General features: G+C 34.7%; 12 protein-coding genes, 2 tRNA genes and 2 rRNA genes. 10 read left to right on the top strand and 6 right to left on the bottom strand.

The features are described from left to right. Positions 1 to 94: 94 nt before the first annotated feature. Positions 95 to 538, bottom strand: a complete 444-nt coding sequence (locus tag L2Z92_RS19285; RefSeq protein ID WP_236456342.1) for a DUF4268 domain-containing protein — start codon at positions 536 to 538, stop codon at positions 95 to 97. A gap of 67 nt (positions 539 to 605) precedes the next feature. Between L2Z92_RS19285 and L2Z92_RS19280 the strand changes: the two genes are divergently transcribed. Together L2Z92_RS19280 and L2Z92_RS19275 are read left to right on the top strand one after the other, a co-directional pair. After that, positions 606 to 1,250: an NUDIX hydrolase gene (locus L2Z92_RS19280; protein ID WP_236456341.1), complete on the top strand. Its 645-nt coding sequence runs from the start codon at positions 606 to 608 to the stop codon at positions 1,248 to 1,250. 95 nt (positions 1,251 to 1,345) lie between these two features. Beyond that, the gene (locus L2Z92_RS19275) at positions 1,346 to 2,149 is read left to right on the top strand and encodes a lysophospholipid acyltransferase family protein (RefSeq protein WP_236456340.1); all 804 of its coding nucleotides are present in this window, start codon (positions 1,346 to 1,348) and stop codon (positions 2,147 to 2,149) included. Positions 2,150 to 2,193: 44 nt separating this feature from the next. On the opposite strand, the gene L2Z92_RS19270 is transcribed toward L2Z92_RS19275, so the two are convergent. From L2Z92_RS19270 to L2Z92_RS19260, 3 genes are read right to left on the bottom strand one after another with little or no spacing between them, the layout of a single operon-like run. Next, on the bottom strand, positions 2,194 to 3,072 hold the full coding sequence (locus tag L2Z92_RS19270) for a TraB/GumN family protein (RefSeq protein ID WP_236456339.1): 879 nt from the start codon (positions 3,070 to 3,072) through the stop codon (positions 2,194 to 2,196). Between the two features lie 12 nt (positions 3,073 to 3,084). After that, positions 3,085 to 3,726, bottom strand: a complete 642-nt coding sequence (locus tag L2Z92_RS19265) for a hypothetical protein (RefSeq protein WP_236456338.1) — start codon at positions 3,724 to 3,726, stop codon at positions 3,085 to 3,087. Between the two features lie 3 nt (positions 3,727 to 3,729). Next, positions 3,730 to 4,224, bottom strand: a complete 495-nt coding sequence (locus tag L2Z92_RS19260; RefSeq protein WP_236456337.1) for an RNA polymerase sigma factor — start codon at positions 4,222 to 4,224, stop codon at positions 3,730 to 3,732. A 116-nt stretch (positions 4,225 to 4,340) separates the two neighbouring features. On the opposite strand from L2Z92_RS19260, the gene L2Z92_RS19255 reads away from it, so the two are divergent. The 3 genes from L2Z92_RS19255 (at position 4,341) to L2Z92_RS19245 (ending at position 6,657) form a co-directional block, all read left to right on the top strand. After that, positions 4,341 to 5,645, top strand: a complete 1,305-nt coding sequence (locus L2Z92_RS19255) for an NAD(P)/FAD-dependent oxidoreductase (protein ID WP_236456336.1) — start codon at positions 4,341 to 4,343, stop codon at positions 5,643 to 5,645. 73 nt (positions 5,646 to 5,718) lie between these two features. Next, on the top strand, positions 5,719 to 6,075 hold the full coding sequence (locus L2Z92_RS19250) for a hypothetical protein (RefSeq protein WP_236456335.1): 357 nt from the start codon (positions 5,719 to 5,721) through the stop codon (positions 6,073 to 6,075). Beyond that, complete coding sequence (locus tag L2Z92_RS19245; RefSeq protein WP_236456334.1) at positions 6,076 to 6,657, top strand: hypothetical protein; 582 nt, start codon at positions 6,076 to 6,078, stop codon at positions 6,655 to 6,657. Here the strand turns inward: L2Z92_RS19245 and L2Z92_RS19240 are convergent, their stop codons facing one another. After that, on the bottom strand, positions 6,658 to 7,731 hold the full coding sequence (locus L2Z92_RS19240) for a DUF3810 domain-containing protein (protein WP_236456333.1): 1,074 nt from the start codon (positions 7,729 to 7,731) through the stop codon (positions 6,658 to 6,660). Between the two features lie 92 nt (positions 7,732 to 7,823). Here L2Z92_RS19240 and L2Z92_RS19235 point away from each other — a divergent pair, with 92 nt between their 5' ends. Then, the gene (locus L2Z92_RS19235; RefSeq protein ID WP_236456332.1) at positions 7,824 to 9,290 is read left to right on the top strand and encodes an aminoacyl-histidine dipeptidase; all 1,467 of its coding nucleotides are present in this window, start codon (positions 7,824 to 7,826) and stop codon (positions 9,288 to 9,290) included. A gap of 73 nt (positions 9,291 to 9,363) precedes the next feature. On the opposite strand, the gene L2Z92_RS19230 is transcribed toward L2Z92_RS19235, so the two are convergent. After that, entirely contained in the window at positions 9,364 to 10,467 is a 1,104-nt protein-coding gene (locus L2Z92_RS19230) for an acyltransferase family protein (RefSeq protein ID WP_236456330.1), read from the bottom strand. Positions 10,468 to 11,232: 765 nt separating this feature from the next. Between L2Z92_RS19230 and L2Z92_RS19225 the strand changes: the two genes are divergently transcribed. The 4 genes from L2Z92_RS19225 to L2Z92_RS19210 all read left to right on the top strand — a co-directional run bounded on the left by L2Z92_RS19225 (position 11,233) and on the right by L2Z92_RS19210 (position 16,072). Next, positions 11,233 to 12,748, top strand: a 16S ribosomal RNA gene (locus L2Z92_RS19225). An 82-nt stretch (positions 12,749 to 12,830) separates the two neighbouring features. Continuing rightward, positions 12,831 to 12,904: transfer RNA gene (locus L2Z92_RS19220), tRNA-Ile, on the top strand. A 98-nt stretch (positions 12,905 to 13,002) separates the two neighbouring features. Next, a tRNA-Ala gene (locus L2Z92_RS19215) sits at positions 13,003 to 13,079 on the top strand. Between the two features lie 111 nt (positions 13,080 to 13,190). Then, positions 13,191 to 16,072 (top strand): 23S ribosomal RNA (locus L2Z92_RS19210). Together the 16S and 23S rRNA genes with 2 tRNA genes alongside form the textbook arrangement of a ribosomal RNA operon. Positions 16,073 to 16,155 lie beyond the last annotated feature (83 nt).

Genomic DNA, 16,155 nt, shown 5'->3' with positions numbered 1-16,155 from the left:
AAAACAACTCGTAATTATATTTCATAAAATCATTGTTCAAAAGTAAATTTTTAGGCAATTATAACGTGTTCTGTAGCTAACAAAACGTAATAGTTTATGTATTCGTTTCTAAATCATTTATATATTCCTCATAATCAAAGAAAAAACGTTCAAATGCATCCATCTTTTCAAAGAAAAAATCAAAAACAGTATTCCATGTATCCTTGTTGTTTATACTAATTCCGCTTTTTTCAACCCAAATTCTACTAACCGTTTTTCCAGATTCTAAATGAAAGTCCCTCTCAAATATAACATCATTTATGTAATCTTCAAAAAGAATATTTTTTAAAGACTCAATTTTTTCATAATATATTGTACGTTTTTCTAATTCTTTATGTTCTATTTCTAATAAAACTTGTGCTTTTTTATTGTCTATATAGAATTTAAAAGAAAAATCTTTAATTTGAGTGTTATATAAAATCCATTTTCTAGGATATTCTTCTGCAAATTGTATCCAAAACTCTCTTTTTATTCTTTTTGCGTCTTCTTTGCTATACATTATTTTTAAAAAATTAACTAAGGTTAAAAAAATTGAATTAACTTTATATACATAAACCCTATCAAGTATGTTATTTCAAGATTTTATTAAATATGTTCCAAAAATAGAAAAAGAAAAGTTGTTAGAGACAGAAGCTCATGCAAAAATGGCTCCTTTGGAACGAATTTCTTTTTTAAAAGAGATGGATTATCTTGAAAAAGAGCCTAGAGAAGCTGCTGTGTTAATGTTACTCTATCCTAAAGCCTCACAAACTCATTTGGCTTTAATTGTTAGAAATACTTATCCTGGTGTGCATTCCTCTCAGATTGGTTTTCCTGGAGGAAAGGTAGAGGTTGAAGATAGAGATTTAGCAGAAACTGCCTTGCGTGAAACTCATGAAGAAGTTGGAATCCCTCCAAATAAGATTCAAATTATTAAACCCTTTAGTAAGGTATACATTCCACCAAGTAACTTTTTGGTTTCTCCTTTTATGGGAATTTCTCATGAAGAGCTGAGTTTTGTTCCTGATTTAGATGAAGTTAAGAGTGTGCTAGAGTTTCCTTTAGCATTGTTTTTAGACGAGAAAACGATAACAAAGGTAAAAATGACAACATCGTATGCAACGGATATTGAAGTTCCTGCTTTTATGGTTGAAAAATATGTTGTTTGGGGAGCTACTGCTATGATGATGAGTGAGTTAAAAGAATCTATTAAAAACAGTATTCAATTTTGAGACGAAAAGATAGTTTTTTTTTAGATTTTTAACATAAAGATGGTTGGTTTTGCTATTTTTGTAGCCCAATTTCTATTTTTAAACACACAAAAACTATGGGATTATTAAAAAGAAATCCTTTCGGACATATATTATTTTTGAAGAAGTGGTTAATTCGAATCGCTGGTAGTTTTACACATAAGCGATATAGAGGGTTTAATCAAATGCATATTGAAGGTTCTGAAATTATTAGAGCATTACCCGAGACTAATGTGTTATTTATTTCAAACCATCAAACCTATTTTGCAGATGTAGTTTCTATGTTTCATGTTTTTAATGCTTCATTGAAAGGAAGAGAAAATAACATTAAAAATGTGGGCTATTTATGGAATCCAAAAATGAACATGTATTATGTTGCAGCAAAGGAAACTATGCAATCGGGTTTATTGCCAAAAATATTGGCTTACGCTGGAGCTATTACTGTTGAAAGAACTTGGAGAGCAGAAGGTAAAGATGTAAAGAGGGAAGTAAACCCTAACGATACAGAAAATATTAAAATAGCATTAGAAGATGGTTGGGTTGTAACCTTTCCTCAAGGTACAACACGTTCGTTTAAACCTGTAAGAAAAGGGACAGCACATATTATTTTGCAACACAAACCAATTGTAGTTCCAATTGTAATTGATGGTTTTAGACGCTCTTTTGATAGAAAAGGACTTCGAATTAAAAAGAAAGGAATTCTACAATCCTTTGTTATTAAACCTCCTTTAGAGATTGATTATGAAAACGATTCAGTAGATAGTATTGTAGAAAAAATCGAATATGCAATTGAGCAACATCCATCATTTTTAAAGGTAATTCCTGCAGATGAGCTTGAAGAGCAAGCAAGATTAGATAAAGATAGAATGTGGAAATATTAAGAAATAATCAAAAAAAAATCCTGTTTCAAACAGGATTTTTTTGATTATTTAACAGCTTCAACTTTAAAGCCTTTTTTTCTAAGTAGTTTAATTACCCCTTTATCACCAGCTAAATGTCCAACTCCAACTCCAAAAAAGGTTGGTTTTTCTTTAGCTACTTTAGAAATGATAGGAATCCAGTTTTGGTTTCTATTAATAAGTAACTCCTCTTCAAAATCTGAAGCTAATTTATTTTCTGACTCTTTAGTAAAGGCCAACATGGCTTCAATATCTTCACTCTTATAAATAGTTAGCATCTTCTTCATCTCTTCTTTATCCTTTTTCAAGTCAGTTTCTGCAGATTTCAATAACTCTTCTATTTGTACATCGTATGGGATTTTATCAAAAACAGCCATTTGATCTTCAATTGTTTCTAAACCAAAAACTTCTTCATTTTGTGCTACAGAAATATTCATTAACTCAGTATCAACCGCTTTCATCGGACAATCTAATAATTTGGGAATATACATTGAACTAATTGAAAAAGGCTTAAAAGTATTTATCATTTTTAACGAAAAGCCAATGTTTTTTTGTAGAAAAGCATCTAGTTTTTTTGCTTCTTCTTCGGTAATTAATGAAGTAATAGTAACACCATCTTTCATCATTAAACCACCCATCATCGAAGCTTGTAAATTTGGGTCGTCCATATCTACTTCTAGATAAAGCTGATTTGTTTCATCAAATGCTTTCATTACCTTATCATCAATATTAGTTTCACATACTGCATGCATTGTTCCATATAGATAAGAAGGTTTTTCAAGTCCATTTCCTGAAATTTTCCACAATAAACTATTGTCTAATTTTTGGGCATTTGCAACTAAACCAATAATTAACATTGTAGTTACAATTGCAAATTTTGCTACTTCTATAATGAATCGTACCATAACTTGATTTTTTTAAAGTTCTAATTTTTTTAATTCTTCATAATTTTTGTAGAGTTTCTTTAATAGAATTCCATAAATTAATTTGTAAAATCCCCAAAGAAATAATGAAAGTAAACCGATGTATATAAGTACAAAAAGCAAAGAAATTACAATAAATAAATTTTTATAACCACTTTCTTCAATTTCATGATACATCTTTAATAATTCTGGATTGTAATTAAATTGAAAAACACTTGCCACAATTACTAAAATAGCAGAATAAAACAAGATTACTTTAATGTATACTTGTACGGTTTTTTTTGTTTTTAAGATGTTTTTAATTAATTCTTTAACAGATTGGTTTGCGTTTATTTTGATGTAATTTTTATAAAAAATAAAAATAAAGCATAACAGAATAATATAATTCACTATTTCAGAAATGGTAATCATATTGTAGCGATCTGTTTTGTAAATATTAGTTAATTGATCGTTTTGTTTCATTAATAGTGAAAGTCCAATCCAAAAAATAAACTCACAAATACTTATAATTAAAATCCACTTTACAATAGAAGAAGATCTTTTATGAAGCATTTTATATATATCGTTTTCACTTACTTGATTGAAGGAGTTTTCTCTTTTTTTCCAATCTTTTTTTAATAAATCTAATTCATCCATTGGTTACGGATTTAATATTTTTTTTAATTTTCCTTTAACTCTGTTCATTTTCACTCTTGCATTTACCTCACTAATTCCAAGTGTTTCGGAAATTTCGGTATAATCTTTGTCCTCTAGATATAAGAAAACTAATGCTTTTTCAATGTCGTTCAATTCGCTAATAGCGCTATATAGAAGTTTTAACTGCTCTTCTTCTTCATAATTATAATCTTCTTGTTTTACCTTGTGAAAAGTAGAATCAAATTCTATGGTATTTAGCGTTTTTTTCTTTTTTCTATAGAGAGTAATAGCAGTATTTAACCCAACGCGGTATGCCCAAGTTGTAAATTTAGAATCGCCTCTAAATTTTGGAAAAGCTTTCCAGAGCTGAATTGTGATTTCTTGAAACAAGTCTTTATGAGCGTCTTCATCATTAGTATATAACCTACAAATCTTGTGGATTATATTCTGATTCTCCTGTAATTGCTTTACAAAAATTTCTTCTGACGCTTCATTCATATGTTATAAGTAGTCATTTTGTAAATGTTGTTACAAAGAAAAACGAAAAAAAAGAAACTTAATATAAAAAAAACAAATTCTTCGTATCTTTGAAACATATAAAGAGTAATCAAAAAATGAATATACCACGAAGTAGTTTTCCAAGGATTGTTATTGTTGGAGGAGGATTTGCAGGAATTGCTTTAACCAAGAAATTAAGAAATAAAAATGTACAAGTTGTTCTATTAGATAAACACAATTATCATAATTTTCAACCATTAATGTATCAGGTTGCAACTGGAGGATTAGAACCCGATTCGATAGCTTATCCAATTAGAAAAGTAGTACAAGAGTATAATGATTTCTATTTCAGGTTAGCAGAAGTGAAAGAAATTGATACTGATAATAATAAAATTATAGCCGATATAGGTGAGTTAAAATACGATTATTTAATTTTAGCAACAGGATCTAAAACTAATTTTTTTGGAAACAAAGAAATGGAAAGAAACTGTATGGCGATGAAAACCATTCCGCAATCACTAAATATTCGAAGTCTAATTCTTGAAAATTTTGAACAAGCATTATTAACTAATGATATTGAAGAAAGACATAGTTTAATGAATTTTGTTTTAGTTGGTGGTGGACCAACAGGTGTAGAATTGGCAGGAGCACTTGCAGAAATGAAGAAGGCAATTCTTCCTAAGGATTATCCAGATTTAGATGTTCGAAAAATGGAAATCAATCTTATTCAAAGTAGTGATAGAATCCTAAATACAATGAGTGAAAATGCTTCTGAAAAAGCAGAAGAGTTTTTAATCAAGTTAGGTGTAAGTGTTTGGAAAAATGTTCGTGTTACGGGCTATGATAGCAAGACAGTAACAACAAATTCCGATTTATCTTTCGATAGCGCAACCGTTATTTGGACAGCAGGAGTTCAAGGAGCTTTAGTAGGTGGTCTTGATGCAGATTCTTTAGTAGCTAGAGCTGAAAGAATTAAAGTAAACCAATACAATCAAGTGGAAGGTTATACAAATATATTTGCAATTGGAGATATTGCAGTAATGGCACTTGAAGATTATCCATTAGGTCACCCAATGATGGCACAACCAGCAATGCAACAAGGAAACCATTTAGCAGAAAATTTAGTAAAGCTAATCTGTAAAAAAGAAATGCAAGCTTTTAAATACAAAGACAAAGGTTCTATGGCGACAATCGGTCGTAATAAAGCAGTTGTAGATTTACCAAATTATAAATTTAGTGGTGTTTTTGCATGGTTCGTTTGGATGTTTGTGCATTTGTTCTCATTAATAGGTTTCAAAAATAAAGCTGTAGTTTTTTTAAATTGGGTTTATAATTACATACGTTTTGATAGAGAAGCAAGATTAATCATTCGTCCCTACAAAAAAAAGCACATAACGAGTTTTACAAGTGATGAGATTTAGGAAAGTTTTTAATTTTTTTAATGAATAAAATAAAAGGGTATAAAATTTGATTAATAGTATTAAACGTTTATTTATGAAAATTTATTTTATACCATTATTAATTTTAATATTCTTAAAATCTCATTCTCAGAATCGAATAACGTATAATGCGCATATAAATTTTACAAGTATTATTTCCGATGAGATGTATGAAGAAGCATTAAATAAAAGAATAAAAAGCGATAGAGTTTTTGTTTCTTTTATATTAAGAAATAGCTGTTCGATAACTGATTTTAAAAATGAAAAAGAAGGTGTTTTAGAGTCTTTTAATAAATCAGTCATTAAAAATTCTAAAAAAATAATAATAAAGTTAGAATCTTGTTTTTGTATTGATAAAATTAATAAAGAAAGTATAAAGTTTTACTTTCCAATACAATTTAGAATTGATTAAATGATGAGAAGTACTACTCAGTTTAATATATTATTTGCTTCTTATTCGATCTTAATAGTAGTTTTAGTGATACTATTTTTTAATTTCCAACTAAGAATTATAAAAGGAGATACTAAAAATTTTCATATCAGTTTTGATGATTATTCAATAACTGAAGAAAATCCTTCATGTAGAATTATTATTGATGATTCTATTGTTTATAAATCTGATAAGATTTCAGAATTTGATGCTATTGATATTGTTTTAAAAAATGGAAAACATAAATTTGAAGTTTCAGATTTGTGTAATAACTATTGTGTAAAAGATTCTATCATTATAAAAAATTATCCAGAGATGAATATTTATAATATTAGTTTTGAATATTGTCCAAGCTATGAAGAGTATTTACCTATTTATAGAAAGCAATATTTTTATAGAATCATTAGAAGTGATAAAACAGAATATGATGAAGAACAATATCCTTCGATTATGGAACAAATTAATCAACAGATAGATGTTAATTACTTAAAGAATAGATTATACAAACCTACTGATAGAAGGTTTAAAATTACTTTTTATGACGAACCAATTTACCTGGACTAATCAATCTTCATTAATCATCAACTCTTCATACCCAATCATCAACCCAACAAACTTACTATAGCTTTCCAACCCATCTTTTTGTTGGTTTAATTTTAGAAAATTATCGTAAAAATATTCAAAAAAAGTATCAATAGGTGAGTGGTAGCTTTCCCAAAAAGCTTCGTTTTCTTCAAAGTTTTTAACCACTCCTTTATTTATTTTTTCAAAAAACAATTTACTTTTTCCTTCTTCTATTCTTTCTAAATTACCCAAACAATAACGTGTAATAAAATTATAAGCCGAATACTGAAAATAAATATCTTCGTTTTTAATTGCAGCAATAAAGCCAATAAAATTGCATTCACTTTCGCTACCAATTCCTGTTTGATGAGCCATTTCGTGGCAGGTAGTCATTGGAGAATTGAATTTTGGTTTTAAAATATTTACCTGTGCTTCATTCGTAAACGGATTTAAATAACCACCAAAACCCATATAACTTAACGGATAACTTAATAAAGAGCCTTTAATACTTTTGTTTTTATATTGAAATTCTTTTAGATTTTCTGGTAATTTTTGATAACCATTAAGTGCTAAATCAAATATTTCAGTATCAGAATAAGGTATTTCAACAGCTAAAGTATCATTTTGCGTAATTAATAAATGTAAAGCATTCGTTTTGGTAATCATTTTTAAAGTAAAAGCCTCTAATTTTTCTACAGAATATTCTTTTTCAATGTTTAATTTCTCATTTAAAGGAACTCTATAATAATTCATTCCCCATAAAAAATGAAAAGTAAAATATAGAATTGAAAGCCAACTTAAAATTGTTAATCCATTAATTTTCCAGTTTTTCATAAAACCCTTTCTATTTTTCAAAATCCAGCGTAGTATAGAGACTATCAAAATAAAGTAAATAAGGTCGCCAACTGAAAAAGGAATCCAACCTAATAAATTTCTTGATAAAAATGCGATTTTGGGATATAAACCCTTGCTATACCATTCTTCAATGAATTCTGGAAACTGTGCTAATGCTTTTACAATAGTAATTTGTAAAATTAATAGAATAGGTAATATGTGAGTTTTCTGTAATTTCATAATATAAAAACGTAAATATAATTAGAAATCATTTAGTATAGAATTTAAACTTTGTAACTTTGTACTTTATAAATTTGAAACTATAAACTACAATGAGCCAAGAAGTAAGAAACCTTGAACCAAAAGCCCTTTGGAACAAATTTGCCGATTTAAATGAAGTACCACGTCCATCAAAAAAAGAAGAGCGTGTAATTGCATTTATGAATGATTTCGCTAAAAAATTAGGCTTAGATGTTGTTAATGATGAAGTAGGTAACGTAATCATAAAGAAACCAGCAACTGCTGGAATGGAAAATAGGAAAACCATAGTTATGCAATCGCATCTAGATATGGTTCATCAAAAAAATAATGACACCGATTTCGATTTCGATACTCAAGGTATAGAGATGTATGTAGAAGGAGATTGGGTTCGTGCAAAAGGAACAACTCTTGGAGCAGATAACGGACTAGGAGTGGCAACAATAATGGCAGTTCTAGAAAGTACAGATATTCCACATCCTGCAATCGAAGCATTGTTTACAATCGATGAAGAAACAGGTATGACTGGAGCTATGGGCTTGCAAGGTGGAATGCTTGAAGGTGAAATTCTATTAAATTTAGACACTGAAGAAGATGATGAAATAGATATAGGTTGTGCTGGAGGAGTAGATGTTACCGCAGTTGCAGAATATGATGAAGAAGATACTACGGAAGGTGCTGTAGGTTATACTATCACTGTAAAAGGATTGAGTGGTGGACATTCAGGAATGGATATTCATAAAGGATTAGGAAATGCAAATAAAATTATGAACCGTCTTCTTTTTGATGGTTTTGATGATTTCGGATTACAAATTTCCACAATAAAAGGAGGTAGCCTTCGAAATGCAATTCCTAGAGAAAGCGTTGCCGAAGTTGTAATTGCTAGTGTTTATGATGAAGCATTTGTTTTTGATATGCAAGAAGTAATCAATGAAATAAAAGCAGAATTAAAAACAACAGAACCGAAATTAGAAATTGTTATTGAAAAATCCGCATTAACTCCAGAAAAAGTTATGCCTCCTATGGCACAATATTTTTTAGTTCGCGGTTTGTATACTGCTCATAATGGAGTGTATAGAATGAGTGCAGATTTTGATAATTTAGTTGAAACATCAAATAATATTGCAAAAGTTGTTGTTGGTCAAGGAAAGTTAACTATTCAATGTTTAACACGTTCTTCTGTAGAAACTGCAAAATTCGATTTAGCGAACTCATTACGTTCAGCTTTTGAATTAATGGGCTGTGAAGTTGAGTTTTCAGGAAGCTATCCAGGTTGGACACCAAATGCTAAATCTGAAATTTTAGATGTTTTGAGTTCTATTTATGAAAAACAAAATGGTAAAAAAGCAGATGTAGTAGCTTGTCATGCAGGTTTAGAGTGTGGAATATTAGGAACAAACTATCCAGATATGGACATGATTTCTTTTGGACCAACAATAAAAGGAGCGCATAGTCCAGATGAAAGAGCAAGCATTTCTTCTGCTCAAAAATATTGGAAATTTGTCTTAGAAATTTTAGAGAACATTCCAGATAGGAAATAGAATAATGAAAACCTCGTTTAAGTAATAAATTAAACGAGGTTTTTTATTTAAAATAATGATTTCTATTCTTAAATTAAACTTTTATGAAGATGTTTTTTTTATATAAAAAATAAAGAAACACCCATTCAACAATAATCATACATAGAATAAGTATTGCAGGTTGTAAATTACCAAAAAAAGTGGAAAAGCCTCCAAAAACAAAAGTAGCTGTAGCTTTAAAGTCAATCATGCAAGTTGCCATGTAGATTGTAATAGAATTTAGGCCAATCACGCGAAATAAAAAAGTCCATTTTTGAAACTTCCAAACATCTATTATAAGATAAAAAAGAGCAAATAGAATAAAACTAATTCCACCTGTTAAAAGATTAAAAGTAGAAGTCCAAATAGATTTAATTATTGGGTACCAACTGCTAAGTAATAAAGCTATAACTATTAAAGAAAATCCAATAATAGTATAGAGGATTACTTTTTTATAAGGACTCAAAGAATTAGAACGCAAAATAAGTCCAGCTAATGTCCCCATTAATGTTATTGCAGAAGCTGAAAAAATACAAAGTAAACCTTCAGGGTCAAATACTTTTCCATAAAGTTTGCCAGGGAGGAAAATACGATCTATATAACCATTTATAGCACCTTCAGGAGTAAGTGTTCCGGCTGGATAATTTGGAATTGGGATAGCTAATTGTAAAATGGAATAGAAAACAAGGATTCCAATCACCCAAATGAAAATTGATTTAAAAGATCTAAAATTGATGGCAATTATTGATGCAATCAGATAAGCAAGACCAACCTGTCCTAAAACACTAGCTGCTCTAAGTGTATTAAATTGAAAAGTTAAAAGACCGTTATAAATTAGACCGAGAAGAATAAGAATGGAAGCTCTTTTAATTATCTTATAGTATATTTCTTTTTTAGCTCCTCCTTTTTCAATTTTGCCAAACATTGCAAATGGTATTGCTATTCCAGAAATAAACATAAAAAGAGGAAAAATTAAATCATACGCATAAAATCCTTCCCATGCAGCATGATCCATTTGTTTGGCTATACTATCAACCCAAGACCAGGAAGTCTGTTTTCCTAATGTTTTGAAAAAGATGTCTCCACCAATAATCCAAAACATATCGAATCCGCGTAGTGTATCTAGCGATAAAATTCGCTGTTTTGGAATATCTGTCATTTCAATGTTTGTTATGTTATTGTAAATATAAAAAATTATCTAATCATTTTTGAAATAGATATAATTAGAAAACCAAGATTCCGCAAAAAGCACACCTATATATAAAGAGTAAAAAACGTCACCTTATATATAAGAGAGTAATAAAAGTTGTCAAAGACGTTTTGTTTTACTACAGGGTAGTTGTAGCTATTGTTATTATAAAAGAAGATTAGTATTTGATAAGAAGGAAAAAGTTTGTCATGTAAGTAATTGATTTTCAGAATAGCTAAAAATATATTAAAAAATAGTTAAGAAAAGATTAGGAAACTCGCAAAAAGTGGCTACTTTTGCACCCGCATAACCGCAGAAGTTCTTAGATATATATTGATGATTACAACGTAAAGTTGAGGCTTAAAAAAAGAGTGATTTTTTTTCAAAAAAGCTTGTCAGAAATAAAAAACTAATTATCTTTGCACCCCGCGAAACAAGCGAAGTTCATTTATATATTGAGTAAGATTTATTAAGAAAAAAAAATAATTTTTTTATCAAATAAAGCTTGCGAGATTAAAAAGAAGGTTGTAGTTTTGCACTCGCTAACTGAGATACTGAAAAGCTTTTGAGATATAGAGTTTTAGGGGGTTAAAGAAAGTGAAGGTTATAAAACAAGAATGACACGTTCATAGACATATTGAATTGACAGCATAATTTAAAGTGATTTAAATTATAAAATAAGAGAGTAAAGGCGAATTAAATACAAAAGCTAGAATCGTACAATATAAAAAATATACGATGAAGAGTTTGATCCTGGCTCAGGATGAACGCTAGCGGCAGGCCTAACACATGCAAGTCGAGGGGTATAGTTCTTCGGAACTAGAGACCGGCGCACGGGTGCGTAACGCGTATGCAATCTGCCTTGTACAGAGGGATAGCCCAGAGAAATTTGGATTAATACCTCATAGTGTTATTGAATGGCATCATTTGATAACTAAAGTTCCAACGGTACAAGATGAGCATGCGTCCCATTAGTTAGTTGGTAAGGTAACGGCTTACCAAGACAATGATGGGTAGGGGTCCTGAGAGGGAGATCCCCCACACTGGTACTGAGACACGGACCAGACTCCTACGGGAGGCAGCAGTGAGGAATATTGGACAATGGGCGCAAGCCTGATCCAGCCATGCCGCGTGCAGGATGACTGCCCTATGGGTTGTAAACTGCTTTTATACAGGAAGAAACACTGCTACGTGTAGCAGCTTGACGGTACTGTAGGAATAAGGATCGGCTAACTCCGTGCCAGCAGCCGCGGTAATACGGAGGATCCAAGCGTTATCCGGAATCATTGGGTTTAAAGGGTCCGTAGGCGGCCTTATAAGTCAGTGGTGAAATCTCCTAGCTCAACTAGGAAACTGCCATTGATACTGTAGGGCTTGAATTTTTAGGAAGTAACTAGAATATGTAGTGTAGCGGTGAAATGCTTAGATATTACATGGAATACCAATTGCGAAGGCAGGTTACTACTAATGGATTGACGCTGATGGACGAAAGCGTGGGTAGCGAACAGGATTAGATACCCTGGTAGTCCACGCCGTAAACGATGGATACTAGCTGTTCGGTTTTCGGACTGAGTGGCTAAGCGAAAGTGATAAGTATCCCACCTGGGGAGTACGCACGCAAGTGTGAAACTCAAAGGAATTGACGGGGGCCCGCACAAGCGGTGGAGCATGTGGTTTAATTCGATGATACGCGAGGAACCTTACCAGGGCTTAAATGGGAGACGACAGGACTGGAAACAGTTTTTTCTTCGGACGTCTTTCAAGGTGCTGCATGGTTGTCGTCAGCTCGTGCCGTGAGGTGTCAGGTTAAGTCCTATAACGAGCGCAACCCCTGTCGTTAGTTGCCAGCGAGTGATGTCGGGAACTCTAACGAGACTGCCGGTGCAAACCGCGAGGAAGGTGGGGATGACGTCAAATCATCACGGCCCTTACGTCCTGGGCCACACACGTGCTACAATGGCCGGTACAGAGAGCAGCTACTAGGCGACTAGATGCGAATCTTCAAAACCGGTCTCAGTTCGGATCGGAGTCTGCAACTCGACTCCGTGAAGCTGGAATCGCTAGTAATCGGATATCAGCCATGATCCGGTGAATACGTTCCCGGGCCTTGTACACACCGCCCGTCAAGCCATGGAAGCTGGGGGTACCTGAAGTCGGTGACCGCAAGGAGCTGCCTAGGGTAAAACTGGTAACTAGGGCTAAGTCGTAACAAGGTAGCCGTACCGGAAGGTGCGGCTGGAACACCTCCTTTCTAGAGAAAGATTTTAGAATTTGTAGATTTGTTTTTATTCTCGCTGTTAGTTCAAATAATATAATAAAACTTAAAGAAACAGAGTCTCGTAGCTCAGCTGGTTAGAGTACTACACTGATAATGTAGGGGTCGGCAGTTCGAGTCTGCCCGGGACTACTATTTTGGGAAAGTTTTATTAAAAGGAAATTTTAGAGGTTGAGTGAAGCCGTTTTAAGTACTGTTAACTGAAGAACTGTTAACTTAGCGCTAAAAATGGGGGATTAGCTCAGCTGGCTAGAGCGCCTGCCTTGCACGCAGGAGGTCATCGGTTCGACTCCGATATTCTCCACCACGGCTTAAAAAGCCACAAGTTCATTGACATATTGAGAAAAGAAAAATATAAAAATATAATAGAAAGCACAAATTTTGGGTGTTATATTCGTATAACATTTAAATAAAAGTACAATAAGCAAAATAAGGGCGTATGGGGAATGCCTAGGCTCTCAGAGGCGATGAAGGACGTGATAAGCTGCGAAAAGCTACGGGGATTGGCACACACGAATTGATCCGTAGATATCCGAATGGGGCAACCCACTATGTTGAAGACATAGTACTCCTACGGGAGAGTAAACCCGCTGAACTGAAACATCTAAGTAGGCGGAGGAGAAGAAAACAAAAGTGATTCCGTAAGTAGTGGCGAGCGAACGCGGATTAGCCCAAACCAGTGTTGTTACGGCAATACTGGGGTTGTAGGACTGCGATATTCTATGCGGATTGAATTAGAATAACCTGGAAAGGTTAACCAAAGAAGGTGATAGTCCTGTATAGGTAAGAGAAGATATAGATAGCAGTATCCTGAGTAGCGCGGGGCACGTGAAACCCTGTGTGAATCTGCCGGGACCATCCGGTAAGGCTAAATACTCCTGAGAGACCGATAGTGAACCAGTACCGTGAGGGAAAGGTGAAAAGAACCGTGAATAACGGAGTGAAATAGATCCTGAAACCATACGCTTACAAGCGGTCGGAGCCCTTTCGTGGGGTGACGGCGTGCCTTTTGCATAATGAGCCTACGAGTTACCGTTGCTGGCAAGGATAAGTGGTTAAGCCACGGATCCGTAGCGAAAGCGAGTCTGAATAGGGCGCTTTAGTCAGTAATGGTAGACGCGAAACCGTGTGATCTACCCATGGGCAGGATGAAGCTTTGTTAACCCAAAGTGGAGGTCCGAACCCGTTGACGTTGAAAAGTCTTGGGATGACCTGTGGGTAGGGGTGAAAGGCCAATCAAACTCGGAAATAGCTCGTACTCCCCGAAATGCATTTAGGTGCAGCGCTGAAATAGTTATATAGAGGTAGAGCTACTGATTGGATGCGGGGGTTTCACCACCTACCAATTCCTGACAAACTCCGAATGCTATATAATGATTTTCATCAGTGAGGGCATGGGTGCTAAGGTCCATGTCCGAGAGGGAAAGAACCCAGACCATCAGCTAAGGTCCCCAAATGTATGCTAAGTTGAAATAACGCGGTTTGTCTGCATAGACAGCTAGGATGTTGGCTTGGAAGCAGCCATTCATTTAAAGAGTGCGTAACAGCTCACTAGTCGAGCGGACGAGCATGGATAATAATCGGGCATAAGTATACTACCGAAGCTATGGATTTGTAAAATATTACAAGTGGTAGGGGAGCATTCTAAACTGGGTCGAAGGTGATATGTGAGTATTGCTGGACTGTTTAGAAAAGAAAATGTAGGCATAAGTAACGATAATGCGGGCGAGAAACCCGCACACCGAAAAACTAAGGTTTCCACAGCTATGCTAATCAGCTGTGGGTTAGTCGGGTCCTAAGGCGAATCCGAAAGGAACAGTCGATGGATAACGGGTTAATATTCCCGTACTACTTATAATTGTGATGGAATGACGGAGTGATGAAAGCACCACGAACTGACGGAATAGTTCGTTGAAGTACCTAGCTATATTCTCTATAGGCAAATCCGTAGAGAATGGCGAAATACGATAGTACTCGGAGTCTTCGGACAAAGGGATAGTGTGCCTAAGGGCTTCCAAGAAAAGTTTCTAAACTTAGATTATAAGTACCCGTACCGTAAACCGACACAGGTAGTTGAGGAGAGAATCCTAAGGTGCTCGAGAGATTCATGGCTAAGGAATTAGGCAAAATAGACCTGTAACTTCGGGAGAAAGGTCGCCAGCAGCAATGCTGGCCGCAGTGAAAAGGTCCAGGCGACTGTTTATCAAAAACACAGGGCTCTGCAAAATCGTAAGATGAAGTATAGGGCCTGACACCTGCCCGGTGCTGGAAGGTTAAGAGGAGATGTTATCTTCGGAGAAGCATTGAATTGAAGCCCCAGTAAACGGCGGCCGTAACTATAACGGTCCTAAGGTAGCGAAATTCCTTGTCGGGTAAGTTCCGACCTGCACGAATGGTGTAACGATCTGGACACTGTCTCAGCCATGAGCTCGGTGAAATTGTAGTAGCGGTGAAGATGCCGCTTACCCGCAGTGGGACGAAAAGACCCTGTGCACCTTTACTATAGCTTAATATTGACCTTGGACACGTGATGTGTAGGATAGGTGGGAGACTTTGAAGTGGCGTCGCTAGGCGTTGTGGAGTCATTGTTGAAATACCACCCTTTGCTTGTCTGAGGCCTAACCCCGCTTAAGTGGGGGACATTGTTTGGTGGGTAGTTTGACTGGGGTGGTCGCCTCCAAAAGAGTAACGGAGGCTTCTAAAGGTTCCCTCAGCACGCTTGGTAACCGTGCGTAGAGTGCAATGGTATAAGGGAGCTTGACTGAGAGACATACAGGTCGATCAGGTACGAAAGTAGAGCATAGTGATCCGGTGGTTCCGCATGGAAGGGCCATCGCTCAAAGGATAAAAGGTACGCCGGGGATAACAGGCTGATCTCCCCCAAGAGCTCATATCGACGGGGGGGTTTGGCACCTCGATGTCGGCTCGTCACATCCTGGGGCTGGAGAAGGTCCCAAGGGTTGGGCTGTTCGCCCATTAAAGTGGCACGCGAGCTGGGTTCAGAACGTCGTGAGACAGTTCGGTCTCTATCTACTGTGGGCGTTAGAAATTTGAATGGATCTGATTCTAGTACGAGAGGACCGAATTGGACAAACCTCTGGTGTATCTGTTGTTCCGCCAGGAGCACTGCAGAGTAGCTACGTTTGGAAGGGATAAGCGCTGAAAGCATATAAGCGCGAAACCCACCATAAGATGAGATTTCTTTTAAGGGTCGTGGAAGATGACCACGTTGATAGGCTATAGATGTAAAGGCAGTAATGTCATAGTCAAGTAGTACTAATAACCCGTAAGCTTATGTACGAATTTCCTGCTCCGCAAGGAGCAGGGATGCACTTTCTATAGAATAATAAATATATTTTCTTGTCTCAATATGTTAAGATATT

Origin of the sequence: Flavobacterium jumunjinense (assembly GCF_021650975.2) — a bacterium.
Lineage (GTDB): Bacteria > Bacteroidota > Bacteroidia > Flavobacteriales > Flavobacteriaceae > Flavobacterium > Flavobacterium jumunjinense.
This window is presented reverse-complemented; position numbering and strand designations above follow the sequence as displayed.